Consider the following 19,030-nt stretch of genomic DNA (forward strand, 5'->3'; position numbering starts at 1 on the left):
TGACCTGATCTGATTTGATCGATCAGCAGAGCCGCACTCGTAAAATATCCGCCTGCGCTTGGTTCACCGATATCGTAGAAGGGGGCTCCGCATCGGACGCCCGATCGGACATCTTGCCGCCGCTGATTCTCGACCAACATCAGGTTGATGAACTGGTTGAAACCGGCGCGCCAGACAGCATCTTGCACTACATCAGGCTCAATTTTATGGGGCTGCTGCTTCGCATACCTGAACTGGCACAGTACGCATTTGTGCGCTCGCAGATACTCAATGCGCGAAAGTATGGACTTGAAGGAACGGGCGACCTCGTCAACTATTGCAGCGTTGTGCTTGCGTACGGAGATGGATTTGATCTACTACCGCGAGTTGCCGTTCTGCTGGAGCAGGTCACGAGCAAGACCTTGACCTTCGACGATCTCATGAAGCACTTTCCGCACGATATTCCGACGGTCGATGCTGGTCATTGATGGTCGATTTACTGAATTGATGAAATGAAAACGAGACCTGGAATCGTAGTACATCGAATGACTTGCCGCTTGCTCATCGGCCTGATGTGTCTTCTACCGCTTACGGCTTGCTCGGAGAAAACCATGAATCTTGACGTCTCGATCTATAACTACTGGCCTCGTGCGATCTATGACGTCGCCGTGAATGGCCAATACGCCGGTGGTGCCTATATGGCCTATCACCCTGGCGGTGCGGGTGGCTCCACAGTCTGCTGCATCAAGGTCAAGCCGGGTCCAATAACGATCGAATACTCCCTCGGCGGCTCGGAAGGTATGCCGAGGCTAGGTGAGAGAGTTCATGCGATTGCGATCTTGCAGGAGTTGCCCAGCGACTCCAAGGTTCTCACTTTTCATGTGTATCCCGACGAAACCGCTTTCGCCGAAGCATCGAAAGAATTCGTTGACGAGCGGCCGGAGCCAGAGGGGAAAAAATAATGAGTTCGCTTCCCCAGCCTTCGTCGCTGATGCAAATCATATCGGCTGCGACATGCGATGTACCGAAATCACCACCAACTGCCACGCAAAACTGTTCCGATGTCGCGCACCTCGCCTTTTTCTTTGCCGGTACGGAAAATAATCGCAATGAGATGTAGTCGGGCGACGATGGAGCAATGTCGCAAGATCGTTTGATGCCGCAATGAACGATCCGTCAAAGAGTATCTATCCGCCATGCAGGCCACATGGGGAACAATCAAGGCGGCGGTTCGTGTGACGATTGCCGGATCTGTCAGCGCCGTCTCTGTCGCACATACGCCGGCACCACAGTATGTTCAACTGAGTGCGAGACCGAAGGCGTTCGTGATCATCGCGAATGCACGGCATGTCAAGCAGTTGACGCTTACCGTTCCGCCGGAGCTACGAGTCGTGCATCGATGTCGCCTTGAGCAAGTAGCTCTATCTCGCGATCACGTGGACGGATGACGGCGATGGTTTCCAGGTCCACTGGTTGAACCACACCAGCCCGGCGCTGCTCGCGCACAAATATCGCTGCAAGAGCGGGACATTCGTCGTAGATCAATAGCGTCCGCATTGTGTTGGAGGTGTCGACGCTGACGGGAGAAAGGACGCGTACCGGTAACCGTCGCCCACCCGAGCGTGGTCTGCCCGTGGCTCCTGAATGCCAAGAGCAATGCGACAGCGCTACCGCGCCAATAATCCCGGTCGGAACGAATCGCTCCCCCATCTAATTCATCCCGATTATCCAATAGCCCTCCGCGCATCGCCTCATTGTCCAGGTATCCCGCCGTTCCTGATTCGATAAAAATCCGTTCAATTGATGATCGTCCTGTTTTCTTCAGCGGTTTGCACATTAAAATAGCGCGGCGGCTGCCAACAGGCGCGATTCAATGTGCAGCATGAACAATGCTGATTGTTCGATCCGCAGCATGACGCCCTGTTTCCGATATCAACCAGCACAAGTCAGCCGATTTTGCGAACGGGTCCGCACACTGAGATCACAGTGTGGCGGCCATTTACGCTGAAACGCCGGAGATCAAGAACCATGAGTACGCAGGGCGAGTTTTCATTGAGCGAGGTTCCGAGAGAGGAGCGCAAGGGACTGCTGTCGATCACGATGGTGCTGCTCAGCTTCACCTTTTTCACGGGCACGATGTTCGCGGGCGGCAAGATCGGCGTCGCGTTCAATATCGTCGACATGCTGTGGATCGCGGTGATCGGCAATCTGTTGCTGGCCGTCTACGCGGCGGCGCTCGCGCTGATCGCGTCGCGCAGCGGGCTGAACTCGGTGCTGATGGGGCGCTTCTGTTTCGGCGAGATCGGCAGCAAGCTGTCCGACTTCCTGCTCGGCTTCGCCGAGCTCGGCTGGTACGCGTGGGGCACGGCCACCGTCGCGATCGTGCTCGTGAAGCTGCTCGGCTGGCCCGCGAGCGTCACCACGCCGCTCATGGTGCTGTTCGGATTCGGTTTCGCGATCACCGCGATCATCGGCTATCGCGGCATGGACGCGCTGTCGCGCGTGTCGGTGCCGCTGATGTTCGCGCTGCTGGTGATCTCGATGGGCATCGCGACGCGCGACATCGGCGGCTGGGCGGGCCTCGTGAAGATCGTGCCGACCCACCCGATGGGTTTCTCCGCCGCGATCACGATGGTGTTCGGCACGTTCGCGAGCGGTGCGACGCAGGCGACCAACTGGACGCGTCTCGCCCCGAACGGGCGCACCGCGGTGCTCGCGAGCCTGATCGGCTTTTTCGTCGGCAATGGCCTCATGATCATCGCGGGCGCGTACTGCGCGATCGTCTATCAGCAGCCCGACATCGTCGAGGTGATGCTGCTGCAAGGGCTGTCGATCGCGGCGGTCGTGATGCTGTGCCTGAATCTGTGGACGATCCAGGGCCCGACGATCTACAACGTGTCGGCGGCCGCGTGCCATCTGCTGCGCACCGAGCGCCGCCGCACGCTCACGCTCGTCGGCGCGGCGATCGGCATCGTGCTCGCGATCGGCGGCATGTACGAGCTGCTGATCCCGTTCCTGATCCTGCTCGGCTCGATCATCCCGCCAGTGGGCGGCGTGATCATGGCCGACTACTGGTATCGCCATCGCGGCCGCTATCCGACGCTCGCGTCGGCGCAGCTGCCGCGCTTCAATGTCGCGGGGCTCGGCGCGTACGCGATCGGCGCGGCGCTCGCCTATGCGTCGCCGTGGATCGCGCCGATCGTCGGGATCGCCGCCTCGGCGCTCAGCTATGTCGTGCTCGTGCAGTTCGCCCGCCGGCCGGCGGGCGCGGCGCCGGCGCGGGGAGAGTAAGCCGATGAGCCTGACAGTCAGTGAAATCCTCCAATTGCCGGGGCTCGGCGAACTGCGGCTGCGCGCGGGCGAACGCGGCGTGCAGCGCGCGGCGCGCTGGTACTACGTGGCGGAGAACGAAGGCATCGCCGATTGGGTGATGGGCGGCGAACTGGTGTTCGTCACGGGCATCAATCATCCGCGCGACGAGCAGAACCTGCTGCAGCTGATTCGCGAAGGCGCGCAAAGCCGCATCGCGGGCATCGTGATCCTGACGGGCGAGGCGTTCATCCGCCGCATTCCCGATTCGGTGATCGAGCTCGCGCAGTCGCTCGACATGCCGCTCATCGAGCAGCCGTATCTGCTGAAGATGGTGATCGTCACGCAGCTGATCGGCACGGCGCTCGTCCGGCACGAGAACACGCTGCGCTCGCAGCGCGACATCCTGAACCAGCTGCTGACGGGCGACTACCCGAGCCTGGAGATCGCGAGCCATCGCGCGCGCAATCTCCAACTGCGGCTCGATGCGCCGCGCCGCGCGGTCGCGCTGCGGCTGTCCGGCGTGCCCGCGCTGTTCGACGGGCACCAGCCGGAGGCCGCGGAGGCGATGTTGCAGGATGCGCGGCAGGCGGTGCAGCGGCACCTCGATGCCTGGAGCCGCGAGCAGGAGGATGCGTTGCCGCCCGTGATCCAGGGCGAGCTGTTCGTGCTGCTGATGCCCTGCGACGATGCGCAGTTCCGCAAGGGCAAGCAGCAGCTGGCCGCGCTGCACCACGCGCTGCGCGGCCAGCTCGGCGCGCTGACGCTGTTCATCGGCGTGTCGGCGACCGTGTCCGCCGCGCATCACTACGGGCGCGCGCTCAGCGAGGCGCGCCAGGCGCTGGGCGTGGCCGAGAGCATGCGCGCGGGCAAGGGCCTGTGCGACTACAGCGAGCTGGGCGTGCTGAAGCTGCTCGCCGCGATTCCCGATCCCTCGCTGCTCGACGGCTTCGTGAAGGAAACGCTCGGCAGCCTCGTCGACAGCCACCGCAAGCATCCGACCATGCTGATCGAAACGCTGGAGGCGCTGTTGCAGGAGAATGGCAACACGATCCGGGCGGCCGAGCAGTTGTCGATCCACCGCAATACCTTGAACCATCGGCTGCGCCGCATCGAGACGCAGTCCGGGCAATCGCTTGCCGACCCGCATTTCCGTCTGAACGCTTCCGTCGCGCTGCTCGCGTGGCGGATGGCGGACGCCCAACGCCAGGAGCTGTCATGAAAATCGTCAATGCCAAGCTGCGCAAGCGCAACGGCCTGTTCAGCATCGAGCTCGACGGCGCGCTGATCGCGCGCGTCGAGCCGCAGCCGGCGCGCATCGCCGCGGCGGCGCACGACATCGACGCCGACGGTCAGCTCGCGATCGCGCCGCTCGTGGAGCCGCACATCCATCTCGACGCCGTGCTGACCGCGGGCGATCCCGAGTGGAACATGAGCGGCACGCTGTTCGAGGGCATCGAGCGCTGGGGGCAGCGCAAGGCCACGATCACGCACGAGGACACCAAGACGCGCGCCCACACGGCGATCCGCATGCTGCGCGATCACGGGATCCAGCACGTGCGCACCCATGTCGACGTCACCGATCCGACGCTGGCCGCGCTTGCCGCGATGGTGGAGGTGCGGGAAGAGGCGCGCGGCCTGATCGACCTGCAGATCGTCGCGTTTCCGCAGGAGGGCATCGAGTCGTTCGACAATGGGCGTGCGCTGATGGAGCGTGCGGTCGAGATGGGCGCGGATGTGGTCGGCGGCATTCCGCACTTCGAGAACACGCGCGAGCAGGGCGTCAGCTCGATCCGTTTCCTGATGGACCTGGCCGAGCGCACGGGCTGCCTCGTCGACGTGCATTGCGACGAGACGGACGATCCGCATTCGCGCTTCCTCGAAGTGCTGGCCGAGGAGGCGCGCGTGCGCGGGATGGGCGCGCGCGTCACGGCGAGCCACACGACCGCGATGGGCTCGTATGACAACGCTTACTGCTCGAAGCTGTTCCGGCTGCTGAAGCGCTCGGCGATCAACTTCGTGTCGTGCCCGACCGAGAGCATCCACCTTCAGGGCCGCTTCGACACGTTCCCGAAGCGTCGCGGCGTGACCCGCGTCGGCGAGCTGGACCGGGCGGGGCTCAACGTCTGCTTCGGGCAGGATTCGATCCAGGATCCGTGGTATCCGCTCGGCAACGGCAACATCCTGCGCGTGCTCGATGCGGGCCTGCATATCTGTCACATGATGGGTTACGACGACCTGCAGCGCAGCCTCGATTTCGTGACCGACCACAGCGCGAAGGCGCTGAACCTCGGCGAGCGCTACGGGATCGAGGCGGGGCGGCCCGCCAACCTGCTGGTGTTCGACGCCGACAGCGACTACGAAGCGGTGCGCCGTCAGGCGAAGGCGCGCGTGTCGATCCGGGGCGGCGAGGTGATCCTGCGGCGCGAGCCCGAGCGGCTCAGCTATCCGGCGAGCGCCGCGCAGGGCGTGTGAGCGACGGCGGCGCGTGCATCTCATGTATCGGGCGCATTGATTCAGTCAAAAAATCAATTTGCCTCATGAGTGGGCCGCGCCTACGATGAGCGCCAGCCATGAGGCGCCGGGCGGCGCCTCGGTGATTCTCGTCGAGCGCTGCCATGTCGGTTTCCTCCCAGTCTTCCGTTCCCGCTGAATCCTTTCGCGCGCCGCGCCCGCCGGCGCGCGCGCGCGTCGCATTCGCGCTCGCCGCGGTGCTGACGGGCGTGGGCGCGGGGCTGGGCGGGATGGCGCTCGCGCTGCTGCTGCACGGGATCCAGCATCTCGCCTACGGCTACAGCGCCGCGCACCTGATCAGCGACGAAAGTTTCCTGCAAGGCGTGACCGGCACCACGCCGCTGCGTCGCGTGCTGGTGCTGATCGGCTGCGGCGTGGTCGCGGGCGGCGGCTGGTGGGCGCTGTACCGCTTCGGGCGGCCGCTCGTCAGCATCCGGCGGGCCGTGGCGTCGGACGATCCGCGTCTGCCGCCCGCGAGCACGACGATCCATGCGCTGCTGCAGATCGTCACGGTCGCGCTCGGATCGCCGCTCGGGCGCGAGGTCGCGCCGCGCGAGATCGGCGCGCTGTGGGCCGGGTGGCTCGCGTGGCGCGCGGGACTGTCGCTCGACGAGCGCCGGATCCTCGTCGCCTGCGGCGCGGGCGCGGGGCTCGCGGCGGTGTATAACGTGCCGCTCGGCGGCGCGGTGTTCGTGCTCGAAGTGCTGATCGGTTCGTTCGGCTGGCGTGCGCTCGCGCCCGCGTTCGCCACCTCGGCGATCGCGGCGCTGGTCGCCTGGATCGGGCTCGGCAACGAACACCAGTACCGGGTGCCGGCGCTCGCGCTGACGCCGTCGCTGGTGGTCTGGGCGGCCGTGTGCGGGCCGCTGTTCGGCGCGGCCGCCTGGGGTTTCGCGCGGCTCGCCGAGCGTGCGCGCGGCGCGGCGCCGAAGGACTGGCGTCTGCCGGTGTTCGCGCTGCTCAATTTCGCCTGTATCGGCGTGCTGGCGATGGGGTTTCCGCAATTGCTGGGCAACGGCAAGGGGCCGGCCGGGCTGAGTTTCGACAGCGGCCTCGGGATCGGGCTCGCGGCGACCCTGCTCGCGTTGCGGGTGGCGATCACGCTCGGCAGCCTGCGCGCGGGCGCGGAAGGCGGCCTGCTCACGCCGGGCATCGCCAACGGCGCGCTGCTCGCGATCGTGCTGGGCGGAGCGTGGAGCCTCGCGTGGCCGGGCACGGCGCTCGGTGCGTATGCGGTGGTCGGCGCGGGGGCGTTCCTGGCCGCCTCGATGCGGATGCCGCTGACGGCCGTGGTGCTGATGCTCGAATTCACGCGCGTGGACCACGATTTCCTGTTTCCGATCCTGCTCGCCGTGGCGGGCGCGATCGTGACGGCCGATCGGCTCGCGCGGCGCGTCGACCGCTGACGGCAGGCGCTGCGTGCCATGCGCGCAGCAGCGGGGCGGGCAGCGCGCGCGGATCGTCGATGACGCGCGACGGCGGTGCGAGGCGTCCCGACGCCGATGACGCGCATGTCCATGGCCCGCGCCGCAGGCGATCGCCCGCGTGGCGGAACACGATGCCGGCGTAGCGTCCAGGTCGAGCCGGTCGTCGCCGCAGGCGATCCCGCGGATCCTCGGCTGGCGCTGCCGCGATGACGGCCGGCAAAGCATCGGATCCCGTGCTTCATTCTCCTTTCATCCCGCGCGCCCGTGAGGTCGCGCCGCGTTCGCGCAACCACGGCCGGTCCACGATACGTTGTGATCGCAACCGATTCGATGCGATTCGATGCGATTGCAGGCAGGCCGCCGCATCGTTTGCAAGGTGCCCGACCGCCTTCGGCGCGGCCTCTCTCAGCAGCAATTCAGGCGGTTTTATGCAAGAATCCGCCGGGTTCCCGCGCACTGCCGCGACCGCGAACCCATAGACAGACGAGAGAAGAGGAGACGACAGTTGATTCAACGCATTTCGAGCTTTTTCACCCAGGTCGTGCACCGTGTGCTGCCCGACCCCTTGATTTTCGCGGTGCTGCTCACGATCGCGACTTTCGCGCTCGCGTTCGGCCTCACGCCGAAGACGCCCGCGCAACTGGTGCTGCTGTGGGGTTCCGGATTCTGGAACCTGCTCGCCTTCTCGATGCAGATGGTGATGATCCTCGTCACGGGCCACGCGCTGGCCAGCTCGGGGCCCGTCAAGCGCGTGCTGGTCGCGCTCGCGAGCGCCGCGCGCTCGCCGGGCCAGGGCGTGATGCTGGTCGCGTTCGTCGCGGCGCTCGCGTGCGCGATCAACTGGGGCTTCGGCCTCGTGCTCGGCGCGATGCTCGCGCGCGAGGTGGCGCGCCGCGTGCCGGGCACGGACTACCGCCTGCTGGTCGCGTCCGCCTACATGGGCTTCCTGAGCTGGCACGGCGGCTTGTCCGGATCGATTCCGCTCGTGGCGGCGACCAAGGGCAATCCGATGGAAAAGACGATCGGCCTGATCCCGGTGTCCGATACGATCTTCACCGGCTATAACGCGTTCATCACGATCGGCCTGATCGTCATGCTGCCGTTCCTCGCGCGCCTGATGATGCCGAAACCGGACGCCGTCGTGACGGTCGATCCGAAGCTGCTCGAGGATCCGCCGAGCGTCGAGCGCAAGCTCGGCCCGGACGCGACGCTCGCGGAACGGATGGAGGAAAGCCGGCTGCTGTCCGCGTTCGTCGCGCTGCTGTGCTTCGGCTTTCTCGGCGTGCGTTTCGCGCAGAAGGGCTTCGCGCTCGACATCGATACCGTCAACCTCGCGTTCCTCGCGGCCGGCATCCTGCTGCACAAGACGCCGATGGCCTATGCGCGCGCGGTGGCCGGCGCGGCGCGCGGCGCGTCCGGCATCATGATCCAGTTCCCGTTCTATGCGGGCATCCAGGCGCTGATGGATCATTCCGGGCTGGCCGGCGTGATCACCAACTGGTTCGTCGACGTCGCCAACGTCCACACCTTCCCGCTGCTCGCGTTTATCAGCTCGGCCGTGATCAATTTCGCGGTGCCGTCGGGCGGCGGCCACTGGGTCGTGCAGGGGCCGTTCATCATGCCGGCCGCGCAGGCGCTCGGCGCGGACCTCGGCAAGGCGGCGATGGCGATCGCCTACGGCGAGGCCTGGACCAACATGGCGCAGCCGTTCTGGGCGCTGCCGGCGCTCGCGATCGCGGGCCTCGGGGTGCGCGACATCATGGGGTATTGCGTGACGACGCTGCTGTTCTCCGGCATCGTGTTCGTTGCCGGCATGTACCTGTTCTGAGCGGGGCGGTGCGCGGCCGGTGGTTGCCGGCCGCGCATCCTTGTACAGCGCCGTACGATTCACGACAGATAAAGACCAATCTTCGCGATTCCCGGACGGATCTTCCAAAGTGGCTGACCGAAAATGAAAGCGCGCCGTCATCCGGAACCGAACGGGCGTCGCATACGTGAGTTGACGGGCTGAATGGCTGAATGGGATATGGCGCGGATGACGTATCGATTGGCCGTGAAAGCGGAGCCGCGCCCGCGCGCGCCCTCTATCGTGACGACTCCTTCTTCTCCGGAGTCATCCATGAAAGCTGAAGTCCTGTTGCCCGACGCGGTGAACCACGTGACGCTCGACGGCGTCACGGTCCGCAAGGGCAGTGTCGGCGCGTTCCTGGCGAGCGCGCGCGTCTGGGGCGATCCCGCCGGCACGGCGGCCGCGCGCGAGGAGGCGGCGCGCGACCTCGCCGAACTCCTGCCGGCGCTGCGCGCGCTCGGCCTGTTCGACGTGTTCGAGATCCGCGACGCCGCGCTCGCGCGCTTCGTCGCGTCGTGCTGAACGCCGCGTCCGCGTTCAGCGTGCCGGTTCGTCGGTGAGCGTTTTCAGGAACGCGATGATGTCCTGGATGTCCTGCTTCGACATCGCCGGCTGATCGCCGAACCTGCGATCGAACGGCGCGTCGGTCACGTCGACGTTCGCCTGATACTGCGCGGGAATGTCGTCGTACTTGAGGATCTTGCCATCCGGTCCACGTGGATAGAACTTGCCGGGATCGGTGTTGCGCGCATTGTAGAAGTCCATCACCTGATCGAGCGTGTGGTACACGCCATTGTGGAAGAACACGTGGCGCGTGGCCGCGTTGCGCAGCGTCGGCGTGAGGAACATCGCGCAGTACTGGGTCTGGTCCTTGAGGTCCTGGCGGAACGGGCCGCAGATGCCGAGATCGTAGAACGCCGGGTTGTGGTTCTGCGCGAGCGCGCGATTGCGCGGCACGCCGAGCGCCTCGTACTGGTAGTCGGTGAACATCGGCGGCAGGCCGTCGGCGCTCGGCTTCGACAGGTGGCAGCCCGCGCAGTTGGCCTTGCTCGGGTCGTTGAACAGCCGCAGGCCGCGCAGTTCCGCCCGCGTGAGCCGCGCGCGGCCTTCGAGCCAGTGGTCGTACTTGCTGCTGTAGGGATGGAACGACGGGTCCTCGACCTGATAGCGCGCGATCGCGAACATCGCCTCCGATACGGTGAGCCGCGCATCGTTGAAGATGCGCGCGCCGAACAACTGCGTGAACTGGTGCGCGTAGGGCGCCCGCGCGAGCTTGCGCGCGACGGTGTCGATGTCGGGGTTGGCCATCTCGACCGGATTCAGCAGCGGCCCGAATGCCTGCTGCTGGAGCGTGTCCGCGCGGCCGTCCCAGAACATCCCGCCTTGCGGCACCATCTGCGGCGCGGCGGCGACGCCCGCCGTCTTCTGCGCCTTCACGACGTCGGCCGACGAGGCGGCGAGTTGCGCGACGCTGGCCGCGTCGTCGTTCTCCGACGTATCGGGGCCGATGCTGAAGTTCGGCTGGCGATACAGGTAGGTCAGCGAGGGCGGCGGGCGATAGCCGGGCTGCGACAGCGCGCTGCCGCCGAGTTGCACTTCGAGATCGTTCGGCGGGCCGTACGCATGCGCGGGGCTGTGGCACGACGCGCACGACTGGCGGCCCGATGCGGACAGCGTCGGATCGAAGAACAGCGTCTTGCCGAGTTGCGCGACCGCGCTGAGCGGCGCGGCGGCGGGGCGTTGCAGCACCACCGGGTGCGGGTTCGCGCCCGTCAGGTCGGCGACGAATTCGGCGGCCGGCGCGGGCAGCGCGGCCGGGAACGCGGCGGCGAGGGCCGCGCCGCCGAGCGCGACGGCCGCGACGAGCCACGCGACGATGCGCAGCGGGCGGCGCGCACGCTTGGGAGGGGAGTCGGACGACGGGCCGGCGGCCGGACGGGAAGCGGAAAACTCGGTCATGCTGAAGCGGTCTCGTGGCGAAATGTCGGGCTGGCGCCGTGGCGCCAGATAGGCTAAAGGCCGGCGCCAGGCGCCGGCCGTTCGAACGGGCGAAAGGCCGCCCGTTTCGCTCAGGTCAGATCGACGGCGGCGTGGCCACGGCCGTGCCGAGCGTCGGATCCAGATACAGCGTGTTGCTGTTCGCGCTGCCGCTCAGGTTGAGCAGATCGCGCAGATCGCCCGCCGTCGCATCGAACGAACCGCCGCCGATGCGCGTGCTGTTCAGCCAGTTGTCCTCGATGAAGCGGACCACCGAGGCCTGGTCGATCAGCGTGTGGCTCACGTAGTTCTGCTTCGCCCACGGCGAGATGACGACGAACGGAATGCGCGTGCCCGGGCCGCAGCGGCCGTTGACCGTCGCGCCGCCGACGCCCGTCGTCGCGGTGCCGGAGCCGCACTGGGCGTTGCCGTTCAGCTGGTCGATCGCGTCGAACGAGGCGCGCGTCGGCGAAGCGTAGGCGTGGTCGTACCAGCCGTCCGAGTCGTCGTAGGTGACGATCACGGCGGTGTTCTGCCAGTCCGGCTGCTGCTGCAGGAAGTTGATCACCTTGGTGACGAAGGCCTGCTCGTCGAGCGGGTCCGAGTAGCCGGCGTGCGCGTCCTGGGCGGCCGGGGCCTTCAGGAAGCTCACCGACGGGAAGTTGCCGGCCTTCACCGCGGCGAAGAAGTCATCCGTGTCGTACTGGTGGTTCGCCGGCTCGGCCGTCTTGCCGTCGCTCTGCACGCTCGACCCGACCGCCGCGAGCGAGCTGGAGCGCGTGTGCTGCGGATTGGACGTCGATGCGTAGTACTGGAACCAGTTGTGGTGCGGGATGTAGTCGGCGGTCGAGGCGTTGACGGCGGTGGCGATCGTGCTGCGCTTGCAGCCCGTCGTGCCGTTGCCGTTCGTCGTCGACAGGTTGAAGCCGCCCATGAAGCCGCCCCACGTGACGCCCTGCGCGTTCAGCAGGTCGCCGATGTTCTTGCCGGACATCATCGCCTGATCGGTCGTGCTCGAGCACACGTCGTAGCCCGGGTCGACGTCGTTGATCATCGTGTAGCCGGACTGGCCGTCGTTGATGTAGTACGAGCTTTTCGCGAGCGTCGACACGGCCTTCGAGGTCTTGACGATCTGCATGCCGTTGGTCTGGCCGGAAATCACGTTGAGCGCGCCCGGCGTCGACGGACCGTAGGTCGAGGTATAGGCGTTGTCGCTCATCGCGAAGCGCTGCGCGTAGTTCCACAGCGCGGTGACCGTGTTGCCGTCGAAGTAGCCCATCACCTGGCCGGTGGTGCCGAACGCGCCTGCGCCGCCGCTCGAACCCGAGCCCGTGTATTTCGGGAACAGGTCGGCGAGGCCGTTGTCGTAGGCCTGCTGTTCGGCCGTGTACGCGTGGTTCTGGTCGGCCGTCGCGGCCTGCGTGCGGTCGAGGCGGAACGGATTGGCGGCGCCCGCGCCGTTCGCGCTGTTGGCCGCGTTCGGATTCGTGTTCAGCAGCGCGGCCGTGAGGCCGTTGACGGTCGGCGTGCCCGATGCGGCGTTGAAGGTCGGCTCGCCCGACGGGTTGGTCGCGTTCGGATAGGTGCCGAAGTAGTGGTCGAACGATACGTTCTCGCCATAGATCACGACCAGGTGCTTGATGGGCGTGGTGGTCTTGAGCGCATCCTGCGACGACACGACCGGAGTGGTCGACGACGCGGCGGGCGACGAACTGTCGGTACCGCCACAGGCGTAGAGGGCGATGGCCGAACCGGCACACGCCGTGGCGATCAAAGCTCGACGAAGCATCTTGTGGGACTCCATTGGAAAGCCGTCCGTTTATTGACTTCCCCGTATGGGACAGCTCTTGTGGGACGGCATGAACCGAATACGTTTCGGATGTCGCATCGAGGCCGGTCGCGCGTGGTTCGCCCGGGTCCGGCTTCGAAGCAGCAGCATTGAAACAGTTAGGTATGAAGTTATGGAGTCGGAAGGCTTTCGCGGGCGTTACTGCGAATTGTCGATGTAATTACAACGCGGGCGGGCGGGGGCGCGCGCCGCGACCAGTGCGGCATGAAGGTCGCGGCGCGGCGGCGTCAGAACGGACGGCGCGTCGTGCTGTCGTTGGTGAAGTACGCGTCGATCACCTGATAGAAGCCCATCGCGGTGTCGGCGACTTCCCAGACCGCGAGGATCACCTGATAACCCGTGCGCACCGGCAACTGGCATTGGTGAATGGTCGGTTGCTGCGGGACCAGGTTGGCGTTCGGATCCCAGTACGGCTGGCCCGGATTCTGGATCGTGCAGAACGGCGTGGCTTCGAACTGCGCGCGCGTGAGCTTTTGCGTCGGATCCCAGTTCGCGCGGGTGATGAAGTAGTTCCAGCGGCGGGTCTTGTGCACGGCGCTGAATTCCCACTTGAAGCTCTGCACCGCGCCGGAGCGCAGCGGCACCTTGGTCCAGCGATCGGGCGACTGTTCGTCGAGCACCGTGACGCTGCCGCCCGTGCTTGCCCCCGCGATGTCGCCGTCGGGCGGCGGCGGTGCGTTCTTCGCATCGGCCGGCGCGAACGGGTCGGTCAGGCCGCCCTGGGTCGCGGGGAAGAACTTGCCGTTCTCCATCGCGTTGGCCTGCCATGCGTCGATATCGCAGTTCGGGTTCTGGCCCAGCGTGCACAGCACGATGCGCGACGGCGGATCGGTGATGCGGCCGTGCGCGCCGGCGGCGGCGGCGAAGCCGACCAGCAGCGCGCCGGCCAGCGTGCGCACGGCGGCGGAAGTGAGCGGACGTCGGATCAACTGCTTCATGTAACCCCCTCGGATCAAGTGAAGTGACGTGAGGCGGCGCTGCGCGCGGCGAGCCCGGCACGGGTCGTCGCGGCGCGTCGCAGGTATCCCGGGTGGCGGGATCGGTTTGCCCGGTTCCGGCGCGCAGCCGCGCCGGCGCGCGACGATGCGCCTGACGGCTCGCCTGTCGGAATCCGGATCGGGTCATGCAATCGTAAAGCGGGCGACGGCGCCGGGGCGGCGCGCGGCAAGCGCCCGTGCAGCTTGATTGCACGCGCCAAGCTTAGCCTGGATGGGATGGCGGAGGCAGCTACCTAGAATTGGTAGTGTTGGGGAATTGTCGGATATGCAAAACTCGACGCTTTCATTTCCTTATCGAGGCGACGCGACGCGGGGCAAGCTGAAAGCGCGGGCCGTAGGGGGCCGCGAGTGCGTGTCTTGCGCGGGGCGCACGTGATCGCGGCATGCGACGACGTGCCGATGTGCCTGCCAACCCGATCGCGATGCCTCGTCGATGAACCGCGAGCGCGCGCCGCTGCCGTGATGGGCCGCTTCGAATCGCTGCGGCGAACGAAGCAACGCGATGCCCTGATCCGCCTTCTCGACTTGCGCGACGTGGTCACCGCATCGCACGTCGTTTCCATCGCGATTTTCTCGCCTCTTGGTTGACCTATATTGAAGAGCGACCAGGATTGGCGACGTCACGTGCGACGGCGCGTTCCACATGCGGCTGGCGCGGATTCAATCTTTCCGGTGGATTGGCGAGACATGACGAAATCCGAACGGATCAGTATGGTGGTTGCCCTGCTGTCGGCGGTGATTGCCGTTGCGACCGCAACCTTGCCGATCAAACCGGATTATCCGGTGGTGAAGCCGATCGGTTTGTACTGCATCGCGATGCTGGTGTCGTCGATATGCGCACTCATGATCGCGCGGGGCGGTAGACGATGGGCGGCGGTCATCCTGATCTGGATCGCGGCGGGCATCGCGGCCTGCTGCTGGTTCGCCTCGGACACGATCCGCTTCGACGCCGCCACGGACGCCCGGGGCTTCCAATTGCGCGCCGCGAGCCGCGCGCATGATCTGCGCGTGCTGCTGCCGTCTCCGCTCGATCCGTCGTGCCGGATGCTCGATGAGGATCCCGCGGCCCCGACTCAGGCCGTGCAGATTGATTGGGACAGGGCGACGCCCATGATCGAGATTCAGCGCTTCGCGGCGCCGCAGGGGCTCAGCGTGATCTGCGACCGGCCGCTCGACATGCAGCGCGTGAGCGTCGTCGTGCGCAATGAACCGGATGCCGTGAATAGGCTGTCCGTCGCGGCGATGTCCTTATACCTCGGCTTGATCGGTTTCGCGGGAGTCGCATTATGCATATGCGCAGGCGTGTTCTTGAAGCGGGTGTGACATTGGCCGCGGCCGCATTGGCATGGAGCGGCATGGTCGGGTTCGCTCACGCGGACGGCGTCCTGGATCACCCTGGGCGGGTTGTCGAGTTTCGCACCGGGCGGCCGGTCGCGGCGGACGTCACGGCGTGGCCCGGGCTGAAATCGGGCGATCCGCTCGGCAAGGGATGCCCGACCTATGGCGACACGCCGCTCGACGCCGCGAAATCGCAGGCTGAAAGCGGCATGTTCCGCTTGCGTATCGCGCGATCGAATCCGACCTACACGATCACCTATTGCGCGGGCGACGCCTACTTCCCGCGCGCCGACCTGATGCGCAAGAACGTCGTCAACGGCTCGCTCGTCGAGCCGACGCCGGTGTTGCTGCTGCCGCACGACATCGATCGAACGACTTACGAATCGCTGGTGCGCGATCAGGTGACGGGTGTGCTGAACCAGCTTGCCTATTTGCGCAGCGCGTTTCCCGAGGTATTCGATCGCATCGTCAAGCGCGATCTGGAAGAAGCGGGACCGAACGCAGCGGGCCGCACGAAGGCCTTGATACAGGTGCGGGACGCGGTTCGGGACTGGAAGTGACGCGACGTCCGCATGACTGCCGCATGACAGTCGCGCGTCACGACGGTGCGCGCCGGGCCGTTTTCAATGCATCGCCCGCCCCCGAAAAACGATCGATAAATATTCCGCCGAGTTCAATTACACCCTCTATATTGGGATTGCGAAACAATTCGACTCCGTGGGGATATGCCCGCGATGCTGGGGGCATGTCGAAAAACGCATGGTCCGCGTGCCGCCGACACGATGCGCAACGAGCCGCCACGGCGTTTTCGTTCGAACGAGGAACCCATGAACAAGGAGACGTTATGGCTACCCGATATCCCAGAGGTTGCGATCTTTCGCAAGTGCCCAAGGCAGCGGACATCGCGAAAGTCGATCTGTCCGCGATTCTCGGCGTGGATAGCTCCAATCCCATGCTGCGCCAGCTGAGAATCCAGCAAGGCTTTCTCAAGGCCGAGACGCTGCCGGCCGAATTGCGCGAAGTGGTTCTCCCGCCGCTTGCCGAGAAAGGAGACATCAAATGAGCTCAAGCTCGGTGGACTGGCGCAATCGCTGGGGCTGGCCCTGGCTCACGAACATCAAGGACCAGGGCGGCTGCGGGTCCTGCTACATCTTCTCGGCGGTGGGCGCTTTCGAGGCGATGCTGAGGATCGAGCACGGCGTCTGGTGCCCGCGTTCGGAAGGCGACGTGGGCGATGCGGTCTCGCTCTTCTTCGGCGCGCATTCGAAATGCGCCGGCGGCTCGCCCAACGGCGTGCTCGACTGGATCAAGACCAACGGCGTCGCGGACCCCGGCTGCTGGCCCTATGAACAAACGAGCAGCGTGGCGGAGCCGAGCGCCGACCGGCTCGGCCGCACCTGCAAGCTCGACGGCTACGTGACGCTGGGCGGCGCGGCCGACATGAAGACCTGGATCGACACCAACGGCCCGATCACGGCCTGCTTCGCGTGCTATCCGGAGTTCGACGGCGCGTGCCAGAACAACGAAGTCTATATCTACAAGAACCCGCAGAATCTGCCGAGCGACGGGCATTGCATCGTCATCGTCGGCTATGACGATGCGAAGCAGGCCTGGCTGATCCGCAACAGTTGGGGGACCTCATGGGGAACCGGCGGCTACGGCTGGTTCGGCTACGGCCAGGGTGAGCATGGGCTCGAGTATTACTCGTGCTGCGGCATTCTCGGTTCCGCGACGAATCCCGATCCGTGGTCGAAGCGCCGGCTGCACAACGGCAACATGTACGAGAGCGGCGACGGCAACCTGCATCGCAATTTCGAAGTGTGGGGGCCGGGCCCGGAGAACGCGATTCGCCATTACTACCGCAACGGCCAGACGCAGGCCTGGACGCTGGCGGAGACGCTGCCCAAGGTGTCGCTCGCGCCGAACTTCAACACGAGCGGCTACGATTGCGCGGGTGTGCCGAGCTTCCTCGGATCGACCTACTTCCGCAATTTCGAGGGCGTCTATCTGAGCACCTCGAAGCAGTTGCGCCATTGTTTCTTCAATCAGTTGTCCGGCGCGTGGGTCGACGGCGGCATCTTCGGCCCGAAAGACGCCGCGGGCGTGCCGGGCTTCATCCAGGTCAACAGCAGCGGCCCCGGCAATTTCGAGGTCGTGGTGCGGCGCGCGACGGGCGAGTTGGAGAACTGGTGGCGCGACAATGCGGACAACAACGGCCAGTGGGCATCGAAGGCGACCTTCGGCAGCGGTATCCTGTTGAGCGGCGCGACGCTCACGCAGCGCTGGGCCGCGGGCGGCGGCATGACCATCGGCACGCCGGCGGGGCTTGACCTCGTCTGCGTGGCGGCGGGCAACAAGATGCAGCGCTGGTGGCGCGACGACCCGAACAACAAGGGCTGGGTCGCGTGCGAGACCTTCGGCGCCGACGTCGCGAGCCCGCCTGTGATGATCCGCTCGCAGTATGGCGCGAGCGAGGAAACCGTCCCCGGCAACTATGAACTGTGCGTGGCCGTGAAAGGGCAGATCCAGCACTGGTGGACGCCCGGCAATCCGCAGCCCGGCACGAGCGCCGAGTGGAGCCAGAGCGCGACGTTCGGGACGAACGTCGCCGGTCAGACGGTGACGGCGGTGCTGGGGCTGATCGAGTCGAGCTTCCCGTTCAACCTGGAGCTGGTCGCGGAACTGTCCAACGGCTCATTGCAGCATTTCTGGCGCGACGGAGGCGGGTGGCACGCGGGCCCGGTGTTCGGGTCCGTGCATTGACGGCGGAGTCGCATGGAGCAGCTTGAACTGAACGTGCAGGAGCGCCGTGTCGTCGTGCTTCAAGGGCTCGGCGCCGCGGGTTATCGATGGACGGTGTCCGTCGATGACCCCGGCGTCGTGCGCGTCGAGCGCGCGGCGGCGGAGCCGGCGGCCGCGCCCGGCGCGCCGGGCAGCCGCAGCGTCGACGAACGGTTCGAGATCACCGGCCTCGCGGCCGGCAGGACGATCGTCCGCTGCGTCCAGGGGCGCGCGTTCGAACCGCACGCCGCGCCGCGGGCGTCGCATGAGATCGAGGTGCACGTCGCGTGAGCATTGCGCTCGGGCGTCGCTTGCGCGGGGCGGCCCGAAGGTGGGCCCGATCCGCGCGCGCGACCCTGCGCGGCCGCGCCGTTCTCAGGCCCGGATCGGCATCGCGCTCGTGCACTTGATCTCGTCGAGGCACACGCTCGACTGCACTCCGCTCACGCCGGGAATACGCATCAGCGTGTCGAGCAGGAACGTCGACAATCCCTTCAGGTCCTCCGCGACCACCTTCAGCACGTAGTCGATGTCGCCCGTCACCGAGAAACACTCCTGGATCTGCGCGAGTTCGGCCACGAGCGTCTGGAACTTCGAGAGGTCGCGGATATGGCCGCGCTCCATCGTCACCTGCACGAACGCGGTCACGCCGAAGCCGAGCGTGTCGGGGTCGAGGCGCGTTTCGTAGCGGCGGATCGCGCCGATTTCCTCCAGCCGGCGATGGCGCCGCAGGGTTTGCGCGGGCGACAGGCCGACCGCCTTCGCCAGTTCGAGATTGCTGGTGCGGCCGTGCTCCTGCAGGATGCCCAGCAAGTGTCGATCGATGCGGTCGAGAACAGGTTCCTGCATTTTTATTTCCTCAGACGTCTCCTGGATGCAATCTTATCTCATAATGTAGGGTTTGCATGAAGGGCGTACGAAACCCCATTTCATCGTGTCAGCGCTAAACTGAGCGCCGATTTTTGTGCTGGATCAAGAAATCGGTGCGCCGAGGCGCGACGGACGCGGG

At 66.0% G+C, this 19,030-nt stretch carries 18 protein-coding genes; 14 read left to right on the forward strand and 4 right to left on the reverse strand.

Translation table 11 applies throughout. The features are described 5' to 3' along the window. Window positions 1–14: 14 nt before the first annotated feature. From Bsp3421_RS09050 to Bsp3421_RS09085, 8 genes are all read left to right on the forward strand, one after another. A complete protein-coding gene (locus Bsp3421_RS09050) occupies window positions 15–467 on the forward strand; it encodes a hypothetical protein (RefSeq protein ID WP_273998116.1) in 453 nt (150 codons plus the stop codon). Between the two features lie 123 nt (window positions 468–590). Further along, window positions 591–941: a hypothetical protein gene (locus Bsp3421_RS09055; protein ID WP_273998117.1), complete on the forward strand. Its 351-nt coding sequence runs from the start codon at window positions 591–593 to the stop codon at window positions 939–941. Between the two features lie 1,066 nt (window positions 942–2,007). After that, window positions 2,008–3,270: a cytosine permease gene (gene codB / locus Bsp3421_RS09060; protein WP_273998118.1), complete on the forward strand. Its 1,263-nt coding sequence runs from the start codon at window positions 2,008–2,010 to the stop codon at window positions 3,268–3,270. A gap of 4 nt (window positions 3,271–3,274) precedes the next feature. Further along, window positions 3,275–4,510 carry a PucR family transcriptional regulator gene (locus Bsp3421_RS09065; RefSeq protein ID WP_273998119.1) on the forward strand — a complete coding sequence of 412 codons (1,236 nt, stop codon included), beginning with the start codon at window positions 3,275–3,277 and terminating at the stop codon, window positions 4,508–4,510. After that, window positions 4,507–5,763, forward strand: coding sequence for a cytosine deaminase (gene codA / locus Bsp3421_RS09070; RefSeq protein WP_273998120.1), 1,257 nt, complete (start codon window positions 4,507–4,509; stop codon window positions 5,761–5,763). Before Bsp3421_RS09065 ends, codA begins: the two co-directional genes overlap by 4 nt. Before the next feature lie 143 nt (window positions 5,764–5,906). Beyond that, window positions 5,907–7,208, forward strand: coding sequence for a chloride channel protein (locus Bsp3421_RS09075; protein WP_273998122.1), 1,302 nt, complete (start codon window positions 5,907–5,909; stop codon window positions 7,206–7,208). A gap of 526 nt (window positions 7,209–7,734) precedes the next feature. Further along, window positions 7,735–9,057, forward strand: coding sequence for a TIGR00366 family protein (locus Bsp3421_RS09080; protein ID WP_273998125.1), 1,323 nt, complete (start codon window positions 7,735–7,737; stop codon window positions 9,055–9,057). Window positions 9,058–9,348: 291 nt separating this feature from the next. After that, entirely contained in the window at window positions 9,349–9,600 is a 252-nt protein-coding gene (locus Bsp3421_RS09085; protein WP_273998126.1) for a hypothetical protein, read from the forward strand. A gap of 15 nt (window positions 9,601–9,615) precedes the next feature. Here Bsp3421_RS09085 and Bsp3421_RS09090 read toward each other — a convergent pair whose 3' ends face one another. From Bsp3421_RS09090 to Bsp3421_RS09100, 3 genes are all read right to left on the reverse strand, one after another. Next, the gene (locus tag Bsp3421_RS09090; RefSeq protein ID WP_273998129.1) at window positions 9,616–11,037 is read right to left on the reverse strand and encodes a cytochrome-c peroxidase; all 1,422 of its coding nucleotides are present in this window, start codon (window positions 11,035–11,037) and stop codon (window positions 9,616–9,618) included. A gap of 115 nt (window positions 11,038–11,152) precedes the next feature. Further along, complete coding sequence (locus tag Bsp3421_RS09095; protein WP_273998130.1) at window positions 11,153–12,844, reverse strand: phospholipase C; 1,692 nt, start codon at window positions 12,842–12,844, stop codon at window positions 11,153–11,155. Window positions 12,845–13,131: 287 nt separating this feature from the next. Further along, window positions 13,132–13,842: a lytic polysaccharide monooxygenase gene (locus Bsp3421_RS09100; protein WP_273998131.1), complete on the reverse strand. Its 711-nt coding sequence runs from the start codon at window positions 13,840–13,842 to the stop codon at window positions 13,132–13,134. Window positions 13,843–14,259: 417 nt separating this feature from the next. Between Bsp3421_RS09100 and Bsp3421_RS09105 the strand changes: the two genes are divergently transcribed. The 6 genes from Bsp3421_RS09105 to Bsp3421_RS09130 all read left to right on the forward strand — a co-directional run bounded on the left by Bsp3421_RS09105 (window position 14,260) and on the right by Bsp3421_RS09130 (window position 18,312). Beyond that, entirely contained in the window at window positions 14,260–14,490 is a 231-nt protein-coding gene (locus tag Bsp3421_RS09105; RefSeq protein WP_273998132.1) for a hypothetical protein, read from the forward strand. A 99-nt stretch (window positions 14,491–14,589) separates the two neighbouring features. Further along, a complete protein-coding gene (locus tag Bsp3421_RS09110) occupies window positions 14,590–15,225 on the forward strand; it encodes a hypothetical protein (RefSeq protein ID WP_273998134.1) in 636 nt (211 codons plus the stop codon). A gap of 32 nt (window positions 15,226–15,257) precedes the next feature. Continuing rightward, window positions 15,258–15,800, forward strand: coding sequence for a hypothetical protein (locus tag Bsp3421_RS09115; RefSeq protein WP_273998135.1), 543 nt, complete (start codon window positions 15,258–15,260; stop codon window positions 15,798–15,800). Between the two features lie 284 nt (window positions 15,801–16,084). Then, entirely contained in the window at window positions 16,085–16,303 is a 219-nt protein-coding gene (locus tag Bsp3421_RS09120; protein WP_273998137.1) for a hypothetical protein, read from the forward strand. Then, window positions 16,300–18,003, forward strand: coding sequence for a C1 family peptidase (locus Bsp3421_RS09125; RefSeq protein WP_273998139.1), 1,704 nt, complete (start codon window positions 16,300–16,302; stop codon window positions 18,001–18,003). The genes Bsp3421_RS09120 and Bsp3421_RS09125 overlap by 4 nt, the downstream gene beginning before the upstream one ends. Window positions 18,004–18,015: 12 nt before the next feature. Next, entirely contained in the window at window positions 18,016–18,312 is a 297-nt protein-coding gene (locus Bsp3421_RS09130) for a protease inhibitor I42 family protein (RefSeq protein ID WP_273998140.1), read from the forward strand. A gap of 84 nt (window positions 18,313–18,396) precedes the next feature. On the opposite strand, the gene Bsp3421_RS09135 is transcribed toward Bsp3421_RS09130, so the two are convergent. Further along, window positions 18,397–18,870 (reverse strand): Lrp/AsnC family transcriptional regulator, encoded by a 474-nt coding sequence (locus Bsp3421_RS09135; RefSeq protein WP_273998142.1) that lies wholly within the window; start codon window positions 18,868–18,870, stop codon window positions 18,397–18,399. Window positions 18,871–19,030: the final 160 nt, after the last annotated feature.

The organism is Burkholderia sp. FERM BP-3421 (genome assembly GCF_028657905.1).
Taxonomy (GTDB): domain Bacteria; phylum Pseudomonadota; class Gammaproteobacteria; order Burkholderiales; family Burkholderiaceae; genus Burkholderia.